Origin of the sequence: Myxococcus sp. AM011 (genome assembly GCF_013372595.1) — a bacterium.
GTDB classification, from domain to species: domain Bacteria; phylum Myxococcota; class Myxococcia; order Myxococcales; family Myxococcaceae; genus Myxococcus; species Myxococcus eversor.
In genome coordinates, this window is sequence record NZ_JABXEM010000238.1 from 1 (window position 1) to 18,162 (window position 18,162).

The 18,162-nt window shown below is 69.6% G+C and carries 14 protein-coding genes; 7 read left to right on the forward strand and 7 right to left on the reverse strand.

Features of this window, described 5'->3' with window-relative positions:
• The 4 genes from HUW62_RS36055 to HUW62_RS36070 all read left to right on the forward strand — a co-directional run.
• Nucleotides 1-2,388 (forward strand): HEAT repeat domain-containing protein (locus tag HUW62_RS36055; RefSeq protein ID WP_255203847.1); only part of this gene is annotated, 2,388 nt, incomplete at its 5' end.
• Between the two features lie 570 nt (nt 2,389-2,958).
• Nucleotides 2,959-3,102 carry a hypothetical protein gene (locus HUW62_RS36060; RefSeq protein WP_176437009.1) on the forward strand — a complete coding sequence of 48 codons (144 nt, stop codon included), beginning with the start codon at nt 2,959-2,961 and terminating at the stop codon, nt 3,100-3,102.
• 67 nt (nt 3,103-3,169) lie between these two features.
• A complete protein-coding gene (locus HUW62_RS36065) occupies nt 3,170-4,711 on the forward strand; it encodes a nitrogen regulation protein NR(II) (protein ID WP_176437010.1) in 1,542 nt (513 codons plus the stop codon).
• The gene (locus HUW62_RS36070; RefSeq protein WP_176437011.1) at nt 4,708-6,120 is read left to right on the forward strand and encodes a sigma-54 dependent transcriptional regulator; all 1,413 of its coding nucleotides are present in this window, start codon (nt 4,708-4,710) and stop codon (nt 6,118-6,120) included. The genes HUW62_RS36065 and HUW62_RS36070 overlap by 4 nt, the downstream gene beginning before the upstream one ends.
• A 7-nt stretch (nt 6,121-6,127) precedes the next feature.
• Here the strand turns inward: HUW62_RS36070 and HUW62_RS36075 are convergent, their stop codons facing one another.
• The 4 genes from HUW62_RS36075 to HUW62_RS36090 all read right to left on the reverse strand — a co-directional run bounded on the left by HUW62_RS36075 (nt 6,128) and on the right by HUW62_RS36090 (nt 12,803).
• Nucleotides 6,128-7,513, reverse strand: a complete 1,386-nt coding sequence (locus HUW62_RS36075) for a wax ester/triacylglycerol synthase family O-acyltransferase (protein ID WP_163866335.1) — start codon at nt 7,511-7,513, stop codon at nt 6,128-6,130.
• Nucleotides 7,514-7,653: 140 nt separating this feature from the next.
• Complete coding sequence (locus HUW62_RS36080) at nt 7,654-8,475, reverse strand: hypothetical protein (protein WP_163866334.1); 822 nt, start codon at nt 8,473-8,475, stop codon at nt 7,654-7,656.
• 68 nt (nt 8,476-8,543) lie between these two features.
• Complete coding sequence (locus HUW62_RS36085; protein ID WP_163866333.1) at nt 8,544-9,542, reverse strand: class I SAM-dependent methyltransferase; 999 nt, start codon at nt 9,540-9,542, stop codon at nt 8,544-8,546.
• A gap of 177 nt (nt 9,543-9,719) precedes the next feature.
• Nucleotides 9,720-12,803, reverse strand: coding sequence for an aminotransferase class I/II-fold pyridoxal phosphate-dependent enzyme (locus HUW62_RS36090; protein ID WP_176437012.1), 3,084 nt, complete (start codon nt 12,801-12,803; stop codon nt 9,720-9,722).
• Nucleotides 12,804-13,009: 206 nt separating this feature from the next.
• Between HUW62_RS36090 and HUW62_RS36095 the strand changes: the two genes are divergently transcribed.
• Nucleotides 13,010-13,426 (forward strand): hypothetical protein, encoded by a 417-nt coding sequence (locus HUW62_RS36095; protein WP_176437013.1) that lies wholly within the window; start codon nt 13,010-13,012, stop codon nt 13,424-13,426.
• A gap of 294 nt (nt 13,427-13,720) precedes the next feature.
• Nucleotides 13,721-15,115, forward strand: coding sequence for a hypothetical protein (locus tag HUW62_RS36100; RefSeq protein ID WP_176437014.1), 1,395 nt, complete (start codon nt 13,721-13,723; stop codon nt 15,113-15,115).
• Between the two features lie 19 nt (nt 15,116-15,134).
• Here HUW62_RS36100 and HUW62_RS36105 read toward each other — a convergent pair whose 3' ends face one another.
• Nucleotides 15,135-15,863, reverse strand: a complete 729-nt coding sequence (locus HUW62_RS36105; protein ID WP_176437015.1) for a double-CXXCG motif protein — start codon at nt 15,861-15,863, stop codon at nt 15,135-15,137.
• A 116-nt stretch (nt 15,864-15,979) separates the two neighbouring features.
• On the opposite strand from HUW62_RS36105, the gene HUW62_RS36110 reads away from it, so the two are divergent.
• Nucleotides 15,980-16,714 carry a laminin G domain-containing protein gene (locus tag HUW62_RS36110; protein WP_176437016.1) on the forward strand — a complete coding sequence of 245 codons (735 nt, stop codon included), beginning with the start codon at nt 15,980-15,982 and terminating at the stop codon, nt 16,712-16,714.
• A 134-nt stretch (nt 16,715-16,848) separates the two neighbouring features.
• Here the strand turns inward: HUW62_RS36110 and HUW62_RS50165 are convergent, their stop codons facing one another.
• Together HUW62_RS50165 and HUW62_RS36120 are read right to left on the reverse strand one after the other, a co-directional pair.
• Nucleotides 16,849-17,235: a DUF1883 domain-containing protein gene (locus tag HUW62_RS50165; protein WP_368670566.1), complete on the reverse strand. Its 387-nt coding sequence runs from the start codon at nt 17,233-17,235 to the stop codon at nt 16,849-16,851.
• Complete coding sequence (locus HUW62_RS36120) at nt 17,136-17,444, reverse strand: hypothetical protein (protein WP_176437018.1); 309 nt, start codon at nt 17,442-17,444, stop codon at nt 17,136-17,138. The genes HUW62_RS50165 and HUW62_RS36120 overlap by 100 nt, the downstream gene beginning before the upstream one ends.
• Nucleotides 17,445-18,162: the final 718 nt, after the last annotated feature.

Consider the following 18,162-nt stretch of genomic DNA (forward strand, 5'->3'; position numbering starts at 1 on the left):
CCGCCCGCCTTCGTTCGCGCGCCACTGCGCCTGAACATGCCGGCCTCCGAGCGCTCCGCCGCGACCGCCGCTGCTCAGCCGCCGTCGCGTCCGCCACCGCCGCCCATCGTGACGTCGACGCCGTCGAGGCCGGACACCCGCCCGGCCCAGCCGCCCGTCCTCACCGCCACGCCGCCCGCCTCACAGCCCGCGCCGCGAGGCACTCCGGCGAGCGCGCCCGTCGCGCCGCCCGCTGTCGCGCCGCGAGGTACTCCGGCGAGCGCACCCGTCGCGCAACCCTCTGTCGCGCCACCGGCCCGAGCCGCCGAGACCGCCTCCACGCGAGCCGCGCCCGCTACGACACAGGGAGCCCCGTCCGGAGGTCTGCCGCCCACCGCGCAGCCCGCGTCACGTCCGGTCGACGTCACGCAGCTTCCGTCGCGCCCCACCGACACCTCGTCCCGTCCTGCTGCTCCTGCGACGACGCCGCCCAACGGCGCGCAGCCCGCGGCCCGCCCCGCGACGACGCCCGCCGCGCGCCCCGCTGGAGCGCAGACGGGAGCACCCCAGGTGTGGCCCCCGGCGCCGCCCGTGCAGCCCGGCACGGCGCCCCAGGTCTGGCCTCCGGGTCCTCCGGCGCAGCCGTCCGCCGCGGACGCGCTGCCGCCGCCCACGCTCCGCTTCGGTTCTCCGCTGTCGGGAACGCGCCCGGACGTGCCCCCTGTCCCGATGCAACCGCCGCGCTCGAGTGAGCCCGCGTTCATCGTCTTCCCCAATCCGAACAAGGCGCCGCCCGCTCCGACGCGCGCGCGCGCAGCCGAGCCGGAAGCCCGGCCTGTCGTGTCGCCCGCCTCGCAGGAGGTTCCGGACTGGACGCTGGCGCAGGCGCGCGCGGCGTTGAAGGAGTCCACCAAGGACCGCGACAAGCTGATGGACGTGGCGCTGCGCTTCGGCCGGCGCACGTTCGACTACGTGGCCGCGTTCGCGGTGATGCGTGGCGCGGCGGTGGGCTGGGACGGCCGTGGCGAGGGCATGACGGGCGAGGGACTGGCCCAGGTGTCCGTGCCGCTCGACGCGAGCAGCGTCTTCCGCACCGTGGCGGTGACGCGAGGCAGCTACGCGGGCCCGCTGCCTCCGGACGCGCTCACGCGGCACTACCTGGAGCTGTTCGGCCGCCAGACGCCGCGCACCGTCTTCCTGTACCCGGTGGAGGTGAAGGGCCGGCTGGTGGCCATCCTCTACGGTGACTGCGGACAGAAGCCGATGAGCCAGCGCCGGCTGTCGGACTACATCCTGTTCTGCCAGGACCTGTCCTCGGCCTTCCAGGAGCTCATCCTGTTCCGCAAGCAGCGCGTCACCGAGCCGCGCGCGCCGGAAGAGGACATCTCCATCGACGTGGACGTGCCTGTCGCGTCCGCTCCCGTCCCCGCGCCCGCCGTCGTCGCAGGGCTGGGCTGGGGCCCCTTCTTCGGCCGAGGCACCTCCGGGACCATCGGTCGCGCCGCCGCGCTGCCGCCGCGCGCGCAGTCGCAGGAAGAGCGCCCGCCTCCGGACTTCGCGCCGCTGCTGCGCCGACTCACGGGGCCGGACGCCGCGCAGCGCTCCAACGCGATGGTGGAACTGGCGCGCTCGCCCGAGGCCAGTGCCCGCGTGCTGGCGCAGCACTTCCCCGGCCCCACGGCATGGAGCCGGCTGCCCGTCGTCGAGCTGCCCGAGGCGGACGAGTTGGGACCGATTCCCGCCGCGATGTCGCGTCTGGGTCGGCCGGCTGCGCAGGCCCTGTCGCCGCTGCTGGATTCGCAGGACCCGGACACGCGCTACTTCGCGCTGCTCACGGCGGGCAATCTGCCCTACGTGGAGCTGGTGGATGGAGTGCTGCGTGGGCTGTTCGACCTGGAGCCGGACATCTCCAGCGCCGCGCGCGTGGCCGCCGCCGCGCTCAAGCAGTTGCCCCGGTTGGATTCGGCGCTGCGGGAGCTGCGTCAGGAGCTGAGCAGCAAGGACATGATGCGTCGCGCGCTGGCCGCAAGGGCGCTGGGCACGCTGCATGACCGCGAGGCCGTCGAGGGCCTCATCCAGCTCACGAGCAGCGACGACGAGATGTGCGCCCAGGCCGCGGCGGAAGCACTGCGCGAGGTGACGCGCATGCCGCTGGGACTCAGCCCGAAGCAGTGGGCCACGTGGTGGATGGAGAACCGCAGCCGGCGCCGCGCGGACTGGCTCATCACCGCCTTGCGACACCGTGAGCTCGACGTGCGGCTCGCCGCCATCGAGGAGCTGAGCCGCGCGCTGAACGACACGCTCGGCTACTACGCGGACGCGCCCGAGTCGGAGCGCGAAGTGGCCGCCCGTCGCTGGGAAACCGCTGCGGTGGACCCGGCCAACGCGCGCCGACTCGGCATGCTCTAGAGAACTCGCGGCGTCAGACCTGGGCAGTGAAGCGAGCCCTATGGCTCCCGACGCGAAGGGGCTCTACCCGAAGGCGGTCATCAGCCGCCTGAGGACTCGCTCGATGCGAGAGCTGCTCAACCGTCCTCGCTCGCCCACTCCGCGCGGAGATTGGCGACCATCTTCAAGGCATCAGCATCAGCGGATGACTGAGCCAGGGCTTCGGCTCGCGCCAGGCACGAGCGCGCAGTGTCTGCTTCACCGGACCGCCGACGGACGCTCGCCAGGGCGAGCAACAGGAGTGGCTCGGGCTCCGCGTTGGCAATTGCTTCTTCGTAGTAGAGCGCTGCCTGCGAAAGGCTCCCGGCTGCCTCGCAGTGGAGTCCCGCTGTTCTGGCCAAAGTGGATACGTTGGCTGGCCGTTCCTTGTTCGACCGGGTGCGAGCCAGCGCGGACTCCAGACAAGCGATGGCCTCGGCTGTCCTTCCTGCTTGGGCGAGTTCGGACGCGATACGAAGGGGATTCTCGTCAGTCACGATGACAGTCATCCCAAGCAAGAGTGCCTGCGAAATCTGGCGAGCAACTGGAGCCATGCACCTCTTGAGGGAAGAGCACCGCACGCTCGTGCCGGGCTCCATCTGGGAGCAGACCTCGCCGCCGCCGCTTGCCTGGGCCTGCTCGGGTGGCCCCACACCCGCGACGAAGCTGGAATCGACTCGGAGCAAGGACGCTTGACCGCTCAGAGCCGAGCGTCGTCCCGGACTATGCTGGCGCGCGTGACACCGGCACGACAGGGAACGCCATGACGAGCGGGATGTGGATCAACATCATCGCCTGTGCCGGCCAGCTCGCGCTCGCGGGCCTGGCGCTTGCGCGCATCGGCCGCAGTCCGCTGGCGCTCCCGCTGTCCCTGCTGTCCATCGCCCTCTCCACCTGGAACTTCACCGGCTTCGGCCTGGAGCGCTCGGGTGAGCCGGGCTGGAGGCAGGTGGGCTTCGCCGCCGCGCTGATGACGGTGCCCTGCACCCTGCACTTCGCCCTCGCCTTCGTGGGACGACGGCGGCGCTCGGCCTGGGCCATGTTCGGCACCTATGCCGTCTTCGGCGCGCTGGCGATGGCGATGCTCGCCGCCCTCGGTGCGCCCACGCTGGCCGCCCGGCTGCTGACGCTGCGCTTCGGCATCTTCGTCACCGTGCTGGTGGCCCCGCCCCTCGGTGCCGCCTTCGCGCTGCTCGCCCTTCACCTGCGCGACGCACGACACCCCGATGAGCGCGCCCGCGCGGGGCTCATCGTGCTCGGCCTGACGCTGCTCGTCGCCCTGCTGCTGACGGAGCTCGCGGTGGAGCTGGGCCTGCGACAGGTGCCTCGACTGGGCACGCTGGGCACGCTGCTGGGCCTGCCCGTCATGGCCACGGCGTCTCTGCGCTTCGGACTCTTCGGTCGAGACCTGGGCGAAGGCGCTCCGCGCATGGCGCTGCACGCGGCGACCCTGGCCGGCGTGGGCGTGCTGGCCTACCTCACCGTCTTCCGCCTCTTCGCCGCGCAGGTGGGCGCCCTCGTCGTCTTCACCACCGCCATCACCTTCGCGCTGCTCGCGGCCACGCGTCGAGGCGTCACCGCATACGTCACCCGCAGCGAGCGCATGGAGCGCCTGGCCACGCTGGGCCGCTTCTCCGCGCAGATGGCGCATGACCTGAAGAACCCCATCGCCGCGCTCAAGGGCGCCGCGCAGTACCTCAAGGAAGAACACACCCGAGGCCAGTCCTCGGCCACCCACGGCGAGTTCCTGGACCTGATGCTGGAGCAGGTGGAGCGACTCGGACGGGTGGTGGACACCTACCAGCGGCTCGCGCGCGTGGAGCCCCTCCCCCGCCCCGTGGACCTGGGGCGACTGGTGGAAGGCGTCCTCTCCCTCCAGTCCTTCGCCAGCCCCGGCCAGGTCTCCATCGTCCGCGCGCTGGAGCCGGACCTGCCCCCCTGCTCGGGGGACGCCGACCTGCTGGCCAACGCGGTGGAGAACCTGGTGCGAAACGGCGTGGAGGCCATGCCCGGGGGTGGAACCCTCACGGTGCGCACCCTGCGGGACGGCCTCGCCGTGGCGGTGGAGGTAGAGGACACCGGTGAAGGCATGGACGCGCGCACGCGGGAGCGCGCCTTCGACGACTTCTTCACCACCAAGGCGGCGGGCAGCGGACTGGGGCTGGCCTTCGTGCGGCGGGTGGTGGAGGCACATGGAGGCACGGTGAGTCTGACAAGCCGAGAGGGGCACGGTACGGTGGTGCGCCTGAGCCTGCCGATGGACGTCCGGCGGGTCGGAAGTGGGTCTGAAGGAGAAGCCGCGTGAGCGAGTCGTTGAAGGGGACCGTGCTGCTGGTGGACGACGACCCGGCGGTGGCCAAGGTGCTGGGCGCGTTGCTGTCCCAGGCGGGGCTGACGACCCACGCGGCACGTGACGGGAAGGAAGCGCTCGCGATGCTGGAGCGCAAGCCCGTGGACGTCGTCGTCAGCGACGTGCGCATGCCGGGCATGGACGGGATGCAGCTCCTGACCGAGGTGGCTCGGGGCTGGCCCGACGTCCCCGTCATCCTGCTCACCGCGCATGGCACCGTGCCGCTGGCGGTGGAGGCGATGAAGGCGGGCGCGGCGGACTTCGTGCTCAAGCCCTTCGACCGCGAGGAGATTCTCTTCACCATCCGCAAGGCGCTGCTGCGCGCGCAGGGAGAAGCAGCGAACGAGCCGCTGCGCACGCCGAGCGCCTTCGTCGGAGGCAGCCGGAAGATGGCGGAGGCCCAGGCGCTGCTGGCGAAGGCGGCCACGGGCATGGCCACCGTGCTGCTGCGCGGCGAGTCCGGCACGGGCAAGGAGCTGGCGGCGAAGGCGGTGCACGACGGCAGTCCGCGCCACGCGGGCCCCTTCGTGAAGCTGCACTGCGCCGCGCTCCCTGACACGTTGCTGGAGAGCGAGCTGTTCGGCTACGAGAAGGGCGCGTTCACCGGCGCCGCCACGCGCAAGCCCGGCCGGGTGGAGCTGGCCCATGGCGGCACGTTGTTCCTGGACGAAGTGGGAGACATCTCCCTCGCCGTGCAGGTGAAGCTGCTGCGAGTCATCCAGGAGCGCGAGTTGGAGCGGCTGGGAGGCACGCAGACGGTGAAGGTGGACGTCCGCTTCGTGGCCGCCACGCACCAGCCGCTCGAGGACCTGGTGAAGGCGGGACGCTTCCGCGAGGACCTCTTCTACCGCCTCAACGTGGTGCCGCTGTGGCTGCCCGCCCTGCGCGAGCGGCCCGAGGATATCGAACCCCTGGCCCGACACTTCCTGGACGTCCACGCGAGGACGAATGGGAAGCCACCCTTCACGCTCACCGCCGACGGGCTCGCGGTAATCCAGGCCCAGCCCTGGCCGGGCAACGTGCGCCAGCTCCAGAACTTCCTGGAGCGACTGGTGGTGCTCTCGGACGGACAGACGCTGACGGGCGAAGACGTCTCACGCGAGCTGGCCCGCCAGCCTGGCCTCACCACCCCTGTCCTCACGCCCGCCCAGGGCACTCCGGCCGGGCCCCACTCGGTTGCGAGCGCGCAGCCCGCGGGCACCGACTCTGGCCGCACGCTGGAGTCCCAGCGCAAGGACACCGAGCGACAGGCCCTCGTCGATGCCCTGCGGCGCGCGGGAGACAACCGCACGCTGGCGGCGCGGCTGCTCGGCATCAGCCGCCGGACGCTCTACAACAAGCTGGAGGAGCACGGCCTGGTGTAGCCGTGGCTCACGCCGCGCCCGCGCCCGGAATCGCGGACTCGTGCAGGGCATCCAGCTCCTCGTGGAAGTTCTGGATGAGCACATGCGGGTCGGGCACGCGGAGGACATCCGCGGCCACGCCCATCGTCACCTGCCCCGCGTAGCTGAAGAGGCTCACGCCCAGCCCGAGGTGCCCAGCCTGCGGCACCCAGAACGTCAGCTCTCGCAGCGTCACCCCCGCCAGCGACACCGGCTGTCGAGGGCCGGGCACGTTCGTCGCCACCAGCGAGGCCTTCATGCCGAAGGCATCCACCACCGCGCGCTCCACCGGTGCCGGCGTGTACCCCAGCAACCCCAGCGCGCCGAACGTCACCACCGCCTCCGGAGACTTCTTCACCAGGCCCATGCGCCGCGACAGCTCCGCCAGCCGACGTCGCGGCTCCTCGATGTGCACGGGCAGGCGCAGGAACACCAGGCCGAAGCGGTTGCCCAAATCACGAGGGATGGGCTCATCCAGGGGCCGCAGGTTCACCGGGACGAGCGCATGCAGGTCCTCGGGAGGAACGTTCCGGGACGCCAGGTAGCGCCGCAGCGCGCCCGTCAGCACCGCCAGCAGCACGTCGTTCACCGTGCCGCCCAGCGCGCGGCCCAGCACCTTCACGCGCTCCAGGGGAATGGGCGAAGACCACGCCGCGCGCTTCTGCGTCCCCAGCGGTCCACGCAGCGGCGTGCGTGGGTCCGGTGAAATCACCATCAGCTTGCCGAGCGCCGCCGCGCTGAGCGCCCCCTGTCGCACCAGGTCTCCAGCCAGGATGGGCTCCGCCGCAAGCTCCGCGCCCTTGCGCAGCACCGTCCGCGCCGTCCCCGCCACCGCGCGCGCTCCACGCATCCACCGCTCCAGCCCGCTCGACGGAGTCCGCGTGCGCTCACGCGGAGCCTCGGTGTCCGTCGCCTCGCCATCCGTGAGAGACAACAGCAGGCGCGCCAGGGCGATGCCGTCGGAGATGCAGTGGTGCAGCCGCGCCAGCAGGATGTCTCCGCCCTGCGCGCCCTCGAGCACGTGGAACTGCCACAGAGGCCGCGAGCGGTCCAACGGCGTGCTCATCCACTCGCTCACGAGCGCCTCTTGCGCGGCGCGGTCGCCAGGCGCGGGCACGGGGAGACGCAGCAGGTGCGCATCCATGTCGAAGTCCTGCGCCTCCTCCCACTGCGGAGCGCCCAGCCGTCCCAGCACCACGCGCTGCCGGAAGCGCGGGTAGCGGTCCACCAGACGCGTGCGGGTGTGGTCGCGCAGCCGCTCGAAGTCCAGCCGCCCCTCGAAGAAGAGCACGGCCGTAATCATCATCAGATTCGCGGGCTCCTCCATGTGGAACCACAGCGCATCGACGCTCGCCATCCGCTCGTGTGTCGCCATCGCGTGCCTCCCCTCGCGCTCAGACCGTGCCCCATCCATCCGGGACACGTCATGATGGCGCAGGATGCCCCCGCGTGGCGCGCGGACTTTCAGTAACGCGCCCCTGGAGCCGGCGACCCCTCGCCCGCCAGGGAGCCTCGCTACGGAGGAGGCCCCTCTTCGCGCTCGAACTGGAAGGTCTGCTTCGTCGCGTCGTCCAGCGTCAGCGTGAGCTCTCCCTCCTCCAAGTCCCACCGGTACGAGCCGCCCTTGAACCTCACCTTCGAGCGCGACAGGGGGATGACCCGTTTCGCACCGCAAACGGGGCCCACGGCCTGGCCGTCCTTGGCCAGCAGCTTCACGTGGTGCTCGCCCAGGGCTTCCACCATGCCCCAGGCGCGGACGACCAGCGCGTTGCCCTCTCCCAGCGTCGCGTCCTTCAGCGCGGTTCGCAGGACGAAACACCCCGAGGACGTGATTCGCAGCGCGCGCTCATAGTCCGCGCGAGGCTGGGCCTCGATTCGCGTGAAGCCTCCGTCCGTGACTTCGGGCAGGCTGGCGGCCGTCAGTCGCCACTCACCCACCAACTTGTCGGGCAGGGCTTTCGTCGAGGAGGCCTGGCCCTGACACGGGTCCTTCATCTCCTTCTCCGGACTGGGCGGCGCGGGCTCGAAGGCTTTCTGACACGTGGGGCCGCACGTGCGCGCGGGGCACTGGGTGTCGTCCGGCGCGCAGCCCGCCTTCAAGGTGCAGGCCTTGAGCCTGTCCAACGACTGCTCGCAGCCCTGGCGCAGACACCGGTCCACGCACTCGGGCTCGATGCACTCGGCCACGCACACCCAGTTGGCGCTGCCGCAGACACCCGCCACGGTGCGAGGAGGCCCGGAAGCCTCCTGTGCCAGCGCGGAGAAGGAGAAGCCCAACAGGACCGCCAGGAAGAAGGACCCACGAGAGGAGCGCATGCCGTGGGGCAAACTAGCCACGGCTCCTCCGGGGCGAAGCCCTGGCGTCGCGTGGGATGTCCACCCCCGAGCACTGCCTGCCTGGGCCCTCAGCAGAAGTGCCAGCGCCAGGTGCCCACATCCGCGGGGTCCGCCAGCTCCAGCTCGAAGCTGAGTGTCTCGTAGCGAGCGAACTCGCGCGAGTCCACGCGCAGGAGCGTCATGCCCGCGTGGTTCTGCCCGCGCAACGGCGACACCGTGAAGGACAGCTCCGCGTCGAAGGCCACCTTGTAGAAGAGGCAGAAGCCGTCCACGCGCCCCTCCTCCACCACCGGCCGCTCGAAGCGCACGCGGTGCGGCAGCCCATCCGTCGCCATCGTCTCCAAGTCGAAGGCGAAGGCGGGCTCCGGGTCGCACAGCAGGTGGTCCACCTCGTACGAGCGCACGACGCGCGTGAAGTACGACGGATTCATGGCTTCGCGCAGCGTCTGCAAGCAGCTGTAGTCCACGCTGGGGAAGCGCTGACTCCAGATGAAGGGGATGCACGCCTCGTCGCGAAGCTGCACCGGCTCCACGAAGACCTCGAAGCGGTTGGGGAGGATGCGCCCGCCAGGCCGCAGCACCCGGGAGCGCAAATCCAACATCCTCGGCACCAGCCCCGCGTCGAAGAGGGCCTCGCCCAGCAAGTCGTGCAGCAGCACGTCCACCTTCTCCGGGGCCTGGAAGTTCCACGGGTGCGAGCGCACGAAGTCGATGTTCTCCAACCCGTTGCGCCGCGCCACCCACTGCGCGGTGTCCAACTGCCGCGAGCCATCCACCGCGTACAGCCGCCGGGGATGTCGGCTCGCCGCCAGGAAGGTGCGCAGCCCCGTGCCCGTGCACACGTCCATCACCACCTGCCCGGGCTTCACATAGCGCTCGCACGCCTTCTGCCACGCCAGCACCCGTGCCGGGTCCGCCAGCGCCGAGTCCTGCGGCGCGGGGCTCGACAACGACAGGCTGTCCGGCACCATGTTGCGCAGCGGCAACTGGGACATCAACGGCAGGTGGCTCAAGCGAGAACGCAGGTCCATCAATGCCTGCCGCGGCAGGTCGAGCAGATTGGGCATGACACCCCCCGAAGACGTGAAGTCGAAGCCCTTGTTTCCGAGCAACGCCCTGAAACCAGGATTCCCTACCATGCCGGAAAGACAGGCCGCAGCCCATCCAGCGAGGGGGCTGGGTCTCTGTCCCCGCATGAACGGCCCTCCGGTTCACCAAAGAACAGAGGGTCCGCGTCGGGCGACTCAGGAGCCAGCGACGAGCTTCGCGCCGAACGCCTTCAAGCGCTCACACGCCTTCACCAGCTTCTCCCTGGGAATGGAGAACACGGCGCGCACGCGCTCGGGGTCCGAGCACCAGGGCCCGCCGTTGAGCACCACGTGCGTGTGCGCGTAGACGACGCGCGGCAGGTTCTCCGGCGTGAGCGTCTCGCCGTCGATTTCGCGTCCCAGCCACGCAGTCATGCGCGGGGCCAGGAAGAGGCCTCCCGCATCGCCTCCCTCCGCGCGCGCATCCCCGGGCAGCGCCTGCGCCAAGAGCTCGCGCTTCTCCGCCAGCTCGCGCCGCATCTTCGTCAGGAAGCCGCGCAGCGAGCGGTGCCGCGCGCCATAGAGGAGCTGTCCGTCCGGGCTGCGCGCATAGGCCGCGTACAGGTACGCCGCCGCGCGCGCGGTGATGAGGTGCAACACGCCCGGGCCGCCGTCGCGCACCGCCGAGGCCAGCGCCCTGTCTCGCGTCGCAAGCCACCCCACGCGCAACCCACCGGCGGCGAACTCCTTGGACAGCCCTCCCAGCACCACGGTGCGCGCGCCCACGCCCGGCACCGCGCCCTCCAGCGTCACCGGGCTGTGCACCGTCTCCGCCGTGGGGCTGGTGAGGTTGACCAGCCCGAAGATTTCATCGGACACGAGCAGGCAGCGCTGCTCCACCACGTAGTTGGCCAGCGCCACCAGCTCCTCGCGAGCCACGTAGACGCCGGTGGGGTTGGCGGGCTGGGAGATGACGACGGCGTCGGGGCCACTGGCGCCCTGGCCTCGGCGCGAGAGCAGCTCCGTCAGCGTCCCCTGCTCCACCTGGCACCCGGCCGAGACGAACGTGGGCGGCAGCACGCCGTAGCAGGGCGTCACCACGAAGACTCGAGGCTCTCTGCCCAGGCGCTTGCGCAGGGCCACCCCGAAGAGGTGGATGAGCGGCCAGACACCCGGCGCCATGACCAGCTCCTCGGGCGCGTACCGCGCGGCGCGCGTCTCCAGGAGGAAGGCCGCCACGGCCTCGGACAGGCCCGTCTGCGCCCCGGTGTCGAGCGGCGCGGCGGCGGCGGCGACGAGGCCCTCCACCAGCGGCTGCGGCAGCGGGCCTTCATTCTCTCCGTAGTCCAGCCGCACCAGCTCCGCGTCGTCCTCGCGGAACACCTTGGGCGCGAAGGCGGGGAAGTTCGCCAGCGTGTTGATGCGGGAGGAGCGCGGCAGCGGCACCACCGGCACGCGGCGCGGCCCGGGCGGCTCCGGCTCCGCGAAGGAGATGCGGAACGACAGCAGGTCCGCGAACGTGCGCTCGTAGAACCACTGCGCCAGCGTGCTGATGCGCGAGTACGTCACCTCCGCCGCCACCTCCAGGTCCGCGCGCAGCGGCTCCGGCACGGGGAGCAGGAGCGTCAGCTCCAAATCGGGCCACACCGCGTTCTTCACCAGGCCGTAGAGCACGACGAGGTTGGGTGAGTACGGCTCACGGGCCAGGAACTCGAACAGCGTGAGCGGCTCCACCTCGCCGGTGATGTTGAAGAAGGCGCTCTCGTCCAGCACCACCCAGATGCCGCGCCTGGCCGCCTCCGCGATGATGTCGCGCAGCACGGAGAGGTTGGTGCGCTCGCCCTTCTCCACCGTGAGCAGCACCATCTTCACGTCGAACGCGGACAACAGCCGGCGAATCTCCTCCAGCGTCGTGTGCGTCACCGTGGCGCGCACGCCCGCCTTCTCCAGCGCCCGCGCATAGAGCGGATGCAGGTTGCGCGACACCAGCACCTCGTCGCCCACGTCGCACGTGGCGAGCAGCAGCGAGTACACCGCCTGCTCCCGCTCGGGCGCGACGAACAGCTCCTGCTCCGCGAGCCTCAGGCCGAAGTAGCGATCCAGATAGCGCACCACCTGGCCCCGGAAGGACACGTCTCCGGCCTCGTGCGCGTACGGCAACAGCGGGCCCTTCGCCAGCCGCTGCGACAGCGCGGAGACAAAGCCGAGCTGCTCGGGCGACGCGGCGCCCAGGTCCAACTCCTCCTGGAGCGTGGGGATGCCCAGCTCGCGCAGGGACTGACGCAGGGCCAGCGTCTCGCGCGGGCGCGACAGATGCGCCTCCCAGACCGCGACTTCGTGCCACACCGCGTGCCCGGACTGGAGCCAGCCCAGCGCTGTCGCCGCGCGCAGCGGCTCCGGGCTGCGAGCCTCCATGAAGAACTCGAACTCGCGTCCGGTGCGCTGCTCCAGCGCCACCAGCGGACGGATGTCCGTGTCCGCCGCCTGCCTCACGCGCCGGGCCACGCGCACCCGCGTGGTGAAGCCGCGCCGGGTGAACATGCGCTCGATGATGGGGCGACCCGGACGGCCCGCGAGGTTGAGCAGCAGCTTGCCCGTGGGTGCCAGTCGCTCCGGCGCCTCGTCGAGCAACCGCGCGATGAGCCCCAGACCGAAGTGGTCCTCGTACACGTTCTGCAACGTGCAGTAGTTGGAGAGGTCATACAGCGCCTGTTCATCCGCTTGCGACAGCTCGCCGGGCAGCTCCTCCGTGCGCAGCACCTGGGGGATGCAGCCCACCACGAAGTCCCAGGAGGGCTCCGCGGGCACGCCACGAAGCAGGTCGCTCTCCGCGAAGGAGAGGCGGGACACGAGCGACTCGTCACCGTTGAGCCACGCGTTGCAGCGCGCGACGACGGGCGAGTGCGGGTTGAGGTCCGCGCCGTGGATGTGGGCCAGCTTCGTGAACTTGGCCAGCGCGAGGCAAATCCATCCCGAGCCCGCGCCCACCTCCACCAGTCGCTTGCCGGCGTACTCGTCCAGGGGAACGCTGAGCAGTCCCTCCAGGAAGGTGTAGGCCCAGGACTCGGGCGCGAAGATGGAGGGCAGGAGGAACAGCTCCAGGCGCTCCTGGGATGCTCCCGCCGCCACCGTCACCGTCACCAGCCGCAGGGGGGCGGACTCGGGCTGCTCCCGGGACAGCTCCGCCAGTTCGCGCAGCTCCACCCGGGCCCGGGCGCGCCGCTCAGGGTGGGCCAGGTCCTCCGACAGTGCGCGCAGCAGGTGGAAGGCCTCACGGGGGGAGGAGGGATAGGTCGGCATGGCGCGCGGACTGTCCCGGGCCCACCGCCCTGTGTCAACGCACGCGTGGCGTGTGAACGCAACGCTTTGGCGCCGTGGCTCCAATCAAGGTTCGGCCGCTCGTTCGTAATAGGGATGCTGTGGGTGGGCAGGACGGGAAGGGACGGCTGGAGACGATGAAGTCGGTCACGCTCGTGGACAGACCCCGTGGTGGAGAGGGGGCACTGATGGAACTCAGCTTCTGGTCGCCGGCCAGGTCCGGCATGCAGGGGATGATGGGCACTCAGCCGATGCGAAACAGGGTCTTCCGAGACCCCGTGCGTGTCCGGTGGGAATCGCAGCCGTGGCGTCGTCAGCTGCGCAATCCGGAGGAGTTCGAGACGCCGGTATCGCGCTCGGCGCTGGTGAAGGCGCTGCAGGATGAGCACCTGGACGTGGACGCGGAGGTCGCGCGCTTCGCGGGAGTGGGCGAGGACGCCGACTGCATCAGCATCGCGCAGGTGGTGCGCTTCGCGGACCTGCTGGTGCGGCGCATGACGCTGGCGGAGTCGGATGACCAGATGCTCCAGCTCGCGCATCTGCGCCGCAACGCCGAGGACCTGGCGGAGCGGATGATTGAGTGGGCCAACATCGGCCGGCTGTAGCGAAACACGCTGAGACATTCCCGCCTTCGCACGATGAAGAGGACGGGAGGGAGACCGGTGGAGCAGAGGTGCGGACGGGTTCCGCGCTTCTGCTCCGCCGGGGCAGCACTCTCGGGCGGACGATAGCGATGTGCTCCGCAACCTCACGACAGGCAAGCAAGCGAGTCGCGCGAGGCCTCACATGGAGCGCCATCGTCCACCACTGGCCGTTCGCCAAGGGACCTGCCCCGTTCTGGCCCGCGTGAGCACGCGAGTGTCTTGACAGAGGTGGAGGAGCGCTGCTCTCACGGGGGCATGTTCTCCTCGCTCGTCCTCGCCGCCGCGCTGGCGGCTGCTCCTGCTCCTCGCACCGCCGCGTCGGCCCAGACGGTCGTCCACATTCCCAAGCTGGATGCGTTGACGGGGCTCTCTGCCTTCCTGGAGCGCGCGGGCACGTATTCCGCGCTGCTGCGTCCCTCGGCATGGCGCGCGGAGCTGCACCCGTTCCTCACCATCGACCCGACGCGGCCGGAGACGCTCACGGCGGTGGGGCTGGATGTGACGGGTCCGGCCACGGTGTCGCTGCGCGTGGACGGCCGTGTGTCCTGCATGCGCGTGTCGGACGCGAAGGTGTTCCAGCAGAAGGCGGCAGAGGCCATGGCGGAGGCGGGAGGCGCGGAGGCGAAGCCGGCCACGTCGAAGGGCGTGACGACGGTGAGCACGACGCGCGACGCGGGCGGGGCGATGGGCTACGCGCTCAAGGGGCAGGAGGTCTGTGCCTACGGAGCGACGGATGCAGGTGCCGCCGCGCTGCTGAAGGAGTCCGTGAGGCTGGTGGGCAAGGCACCCGCGCCGGACGCGCGACTGAGCAAGGTGACGGGAGTGGCCTTCCTCGCCACGGGCGAGACGGTGCTGGGGCTGGATGGCGCGGCGAACGGGCTGAAGGTGGATGGCACTGCGATGAAGCTGCCGCTGCCACCCTTCCAGGCGAAGAGCAACAGTCCCTATGGCGCGATGAAGCCGGAAGGGTTGCTGTTCTCGCGCGTGGCGGTGGCGCCAGCGGGCCTGGAGCAGGCCGTGGGCTCGCTGCGTGCGACCATCCAGGCCGCCTGCGCGACGTGTCCCAAGGAGCAGATGCAGGCCTCGGCGGACGCCGTGGCGAAGCAGCTTACGGGGAACATGTTGGTGAACATGAGCAACGTGCAGGTGCGTGGCTCGCTGCGGACGCAAGAGGCGCGCTTCTTCGCGGTGAAGCAGGCGCTGGCGGCGGAGGTGAAGGACGCAGCGGCGGTGAAGCAGGCACTGGCGCCGCTGGGCACACTTCCCGGGGCGAAGGCGCTGGAGGACGGCTGGGCGCTCACGGTGAAGGGTGGAAGCGTGCTCGTGCGGCAGAAGGGCAAGCACCTGGTGGTGGGCAACGACGAGACGGTGACGCAGGCGACGATGGCGGCGCTGCCGGAGACGACGGCGAAGCTGGAGCGCGCGGCGGACTTCTCGCTGGACCCGAGGCTGCTCGCGCGGGGGCTCTCGCAGGTGTCGCTGGCGGACGTGATGGCGGACGAGAACCTCGCCGCGCTCTTCGCGGTCAGCTCGGAGTTGGGCCCGCTGCTCTCGCGCAGTGAGCGAATCACGGGCTGGCTGGACAGCGTGCCCGGAGGCGCCCACCGCTTCGTCTTCGACTGGACGCTGTTGCCGCCCGAGACGCGGTAGCGCGTGGCACAAACGGCGGCTAACGCGCCGCCACGGCCCGAAACACGGCTCCGTCCAGCGACAGCCGTGTCGCCGCGTCCACGAGCTGCTCCGTGGCGATGATGATGCCGGGAGCATCCGCCAACCGGAACAGGTCAACACCCTCGGGAAGCGTCGCCGCTTCGAGGACGATGGGCTCCGGAAGAGGTCCCTCCGCATCACTGATGCCGCACCGGGGGCACGGCGGCTTTCGCGTCCAGGTCAAAGCATCGGGATGAAACCGGCCCTGCACGTCCAGTTGCAGGTTCAGCAACATGGGTGGGCTCTTCGTCCTGAAGCGCACGGAGACGGCGCTCCCCTGGAGCCCCCGAGCACTTGCTTCTCGGAGCCGAACGAGCGCCTCCTCTCGAATGCACAGGGACCAGCTCGCGGGCATGAAGAACGAGCCGAAGCTGCCCGAGCCTGTCCCTGTCAGCGGGCCGAACTCTGTTCCGGCATCGAGCACCGCATTCACGGGAGCCAGCGGTCGCACCAGCTCGCGCAACCGCTCGAGTTCATCCAAGGGGACAGGAGACGGGTCGGACAACCGCTCCAGTTCCTCGTGCTGGAGGCTCGACAGGTCGACGGACGGATATTCGAGGCCCAGCGTGGCGCCACCCAGACCACACAGCGGGCACGGCTCCACACCCGGGAGTCCCCACCGATGCGTGGCATTCAGCTCGCCCGAATAGCGCGACGACAGGTCCTGCTCGACTCGGAAGTACTTCATTCGCTGTCGCCGACCTCGGGGTCACGGCTCAAGGGGCACCCTGTCGAGTGTACTGGAACGAGGGGCTATCTTCGCCTCGCCGTACCCACACCCCAACACGACAACGAGAAGACTTCATGACCTTGACGACACAGCCTCGACAGATGGCGAAGCGGACCGCGCTCGCGCTGATTGTGCTGGCCCCCGTGGCGGCCAGCGCCGTGAGCCAGAAGCTGCGCTACAAGTTCGACGCCGTGGCCAACCCCGTCACCACCGTGGTAGACGACAGCGGCAAGGGACGCACCGGCACCGTGCAGACGGCCAACGGTGCCACCGTCGTCCCCGTGACGGGCTTCGACGGCCTGGGCATCAAGTTCCCCGCCGTGTGCGACGGAACCGGCGGCCCCCTCGCGAACGTCACCACCCTCGACCACGCCAGCCTCAATCCCGGCACCGCGCTCTTCACCTTCGGCGCCCGGGTGCGCCTCACCCTCGCGGACCTCTCCTCCACGCACGGCTCCAATCTCGTGCAGAAGGGCCTCGCGAGCACCGCCCAGTGGAAGCTTCAGCTCGATGACGCCGTGCTCGGCAAGCCCAGCTGCGTCGTCCGCACCACCGGCGGAGCAGACGTCATCATCGTCAAGTCGTCCGTGGGCGTCGCCGATGGCACCTGGCACAAGGTCGCCTGTCAGCGCACCAGTACCGCGCTCACCATCCTCGTGGACAACATCGCGCGAGGCAGCGCGCTGCTCCCATCCGCCTACGACATTAACCCCGTGGGTCAGCCCGTCAACGTCGGCGCCAAGAGCGTCGGCAACAACAACGATCAGTACCACGGCGAAATCGACGACGTTTACTTCAACATCGACTGAGCCACGCTAAACACAAGGCGGATCGGCCCCCGAGAAAGACTCCTCGGAGGCTCGACCCGCCTTCACCCGGGCCACCCCTTCAGCAAGAACCGTGCGTCTCGCCTCACACGTCTGAAGCAGGATCGGTACGAGGCTCAATCAAGGTCGTGGAGCGAACTGCCACTTCGCATGACACGAACCGTCGCATGAACACTGCCCCGGTACCCGCCAAGATCAACCACGACATGCCAGTGCCCACCGTGTGGAGGACGCAGAACAGCAGGTGAGCGAGTGAAATGGCCACCCAGATAGGAATGGCGTCTTCCCCTTCGAAAAGAGCTGAAGTTGAGGGTATCCATCAGCCTTACATTGGCAGCATTGCCACTCAGCGCTACGACAACCTCATCGCCATCAGAGGTATCCACCTCGTAGTGCAAGAACTTCACGCTGCCCTCCCGGCCATGCGCTCGGGCTTGCAGTGACCGCAGTTGCTGTACCGAATCCCAGCCTTCGCCTCGACCGGGGTCGTCAGGGGATCCCACAGCGAGATGTGCAACTGCCAGCGCACCTGGTCCCACAAGTAGTATCCCTTGAAGAAGTGCATGTGTTCGACGACCATCGCGTCGAGGTTGTGGCTCCCCGCACATGCCATACCCGTCGAGTGGACCTCGCCGGTGTTGCTGTTCCACATCAAGTTGTATCCCTGTGTATGCTTCAACCGCACCGTCATCTGGTTCTGGAAGTACGTCATGTCGTAGGCTCCAACGAGTAGCAGCACGAGCGAGATGCTCGCCGCCTCGCTGGGTAGGTGCTGACCAACCGCCTACTTTCCGCAAGGCGCTGAAAAAAAAGCGCAAGTCAGCATCACCTCTTGATTGCGAGGGTGGGGGGCGCAATGGCACCGGCGACAGCCGAGCAGTTTGAGAAGCAACTACCTGGAGCCGAGAGAATAGCGATGGCCTACGCCATCAAGCTCTGTTCGCGGTGGTGTGGCGGAGGCGTCACAGGAAGAGCCCGCGAACTAGCCGCCGAGCTTGTTCAAGAATCAATTACGCGACTCCTCGAAGGGAGGCGTCCTTGGAATCCAGAGCAAGTCTCTCTCGAAGGGCATCTATGCGGGGTCATACGCAGCCTAGTCTCTAACGAAGCAACTAGCGCTGACGCCCACCTTAGGGCAACTGATGACCTCGTCAAGGCAGCGGAGGATGGGGCAGTGCAAACCTTTGGTCAGCCATTGACTCCCGAGGATTTTTATCTCTCCAAAGAAGCTTGCGCAGAAATCGAAGCAGACGCGTACGAAGCAGCAGGTTCGGACCCAATTCTCGCACAACTGGTGGAGGCACTAGGAGTCTGTGGCGGTAACGGATTGAGGGGCGAGAGCGGACGAGGCAGGAGGCCCGCCGCTCGATTGCGGCGGATGGTTACTGCCCAGCCGTCGCGCGGAAGAGCTTGAGGAGGTTGTGGGTGGC

Coding starts and splice junctions, on each gene's coding strand:
- HUW62_RS36095 (WP_176437013.1), top strand. CDS start 13,010: ATGGAACTCAGCTTCTGGTCGCCGGCCAGGTCCGGCATGCAGGGGATG.
- HUW62_RS36090 (WP_176437012.1), bottom strand. CDS start 12,803: ATGCCGACCTATCCCTCCTCCCCCCGTGAGGCCTTCCACCTGCTGCGC.
- HUW62_RS36060 (WP_176437009.1), top strand. CDS start 2,959: ATGCACCTCTTGAGGGAAGAGCACCGCACGCTCGTGCCGGGCTCCATC.
- HUW62_RS36085 (WP_163866333.1), bottom strand. CDS start 9,542: ATGCCCAATCTGCTCGACCTGCCGCGGCAGGCATTGATGGACCTGCGT.
- HUW62_RS36105 (WP_176437015.1), bottom strand. CDS start 15,863: ATGAAGTACTTCCGAGTCGAGCAGGACCTGTCGTCGCGCTATTCGGGC.
- HUW62_RS36110 (WP_176437016.1), top strand. CDS start 15,980: ATGACCTTGACGACACAGCCTCGACAGATGGCGAAGCGGACCGCGCTC.
- HUW62_RS36120 (WP_176437018.1), bottom strand. CDS start 17,444: ATGACGTACTTCCAGAACCAGATGACGGTGCGGTTGAAGCATACACAG.
- HUW62_RS36100 (WP_176437014.1), top strand. CDS start 13,721: ATGTTCTCCTCGCTCGTCCTCGCCGCCGCGCTGGCGGCTGCTCCTGCT.
- HUW62_RS36065 (WP_176437010.1), top strand. CDS start 3,170: ATGACGAGCGGGATGTGGATCAACATCATCGCCTGTGCCGGCCAGCTC.
- HUW62_RS36075 (WP_163866335.1), bottom strand. CDS start 7,513: ATGGCGACACACGAGCGGATGGCGAGCGTCGATGCGCTGTGGTTCCAC.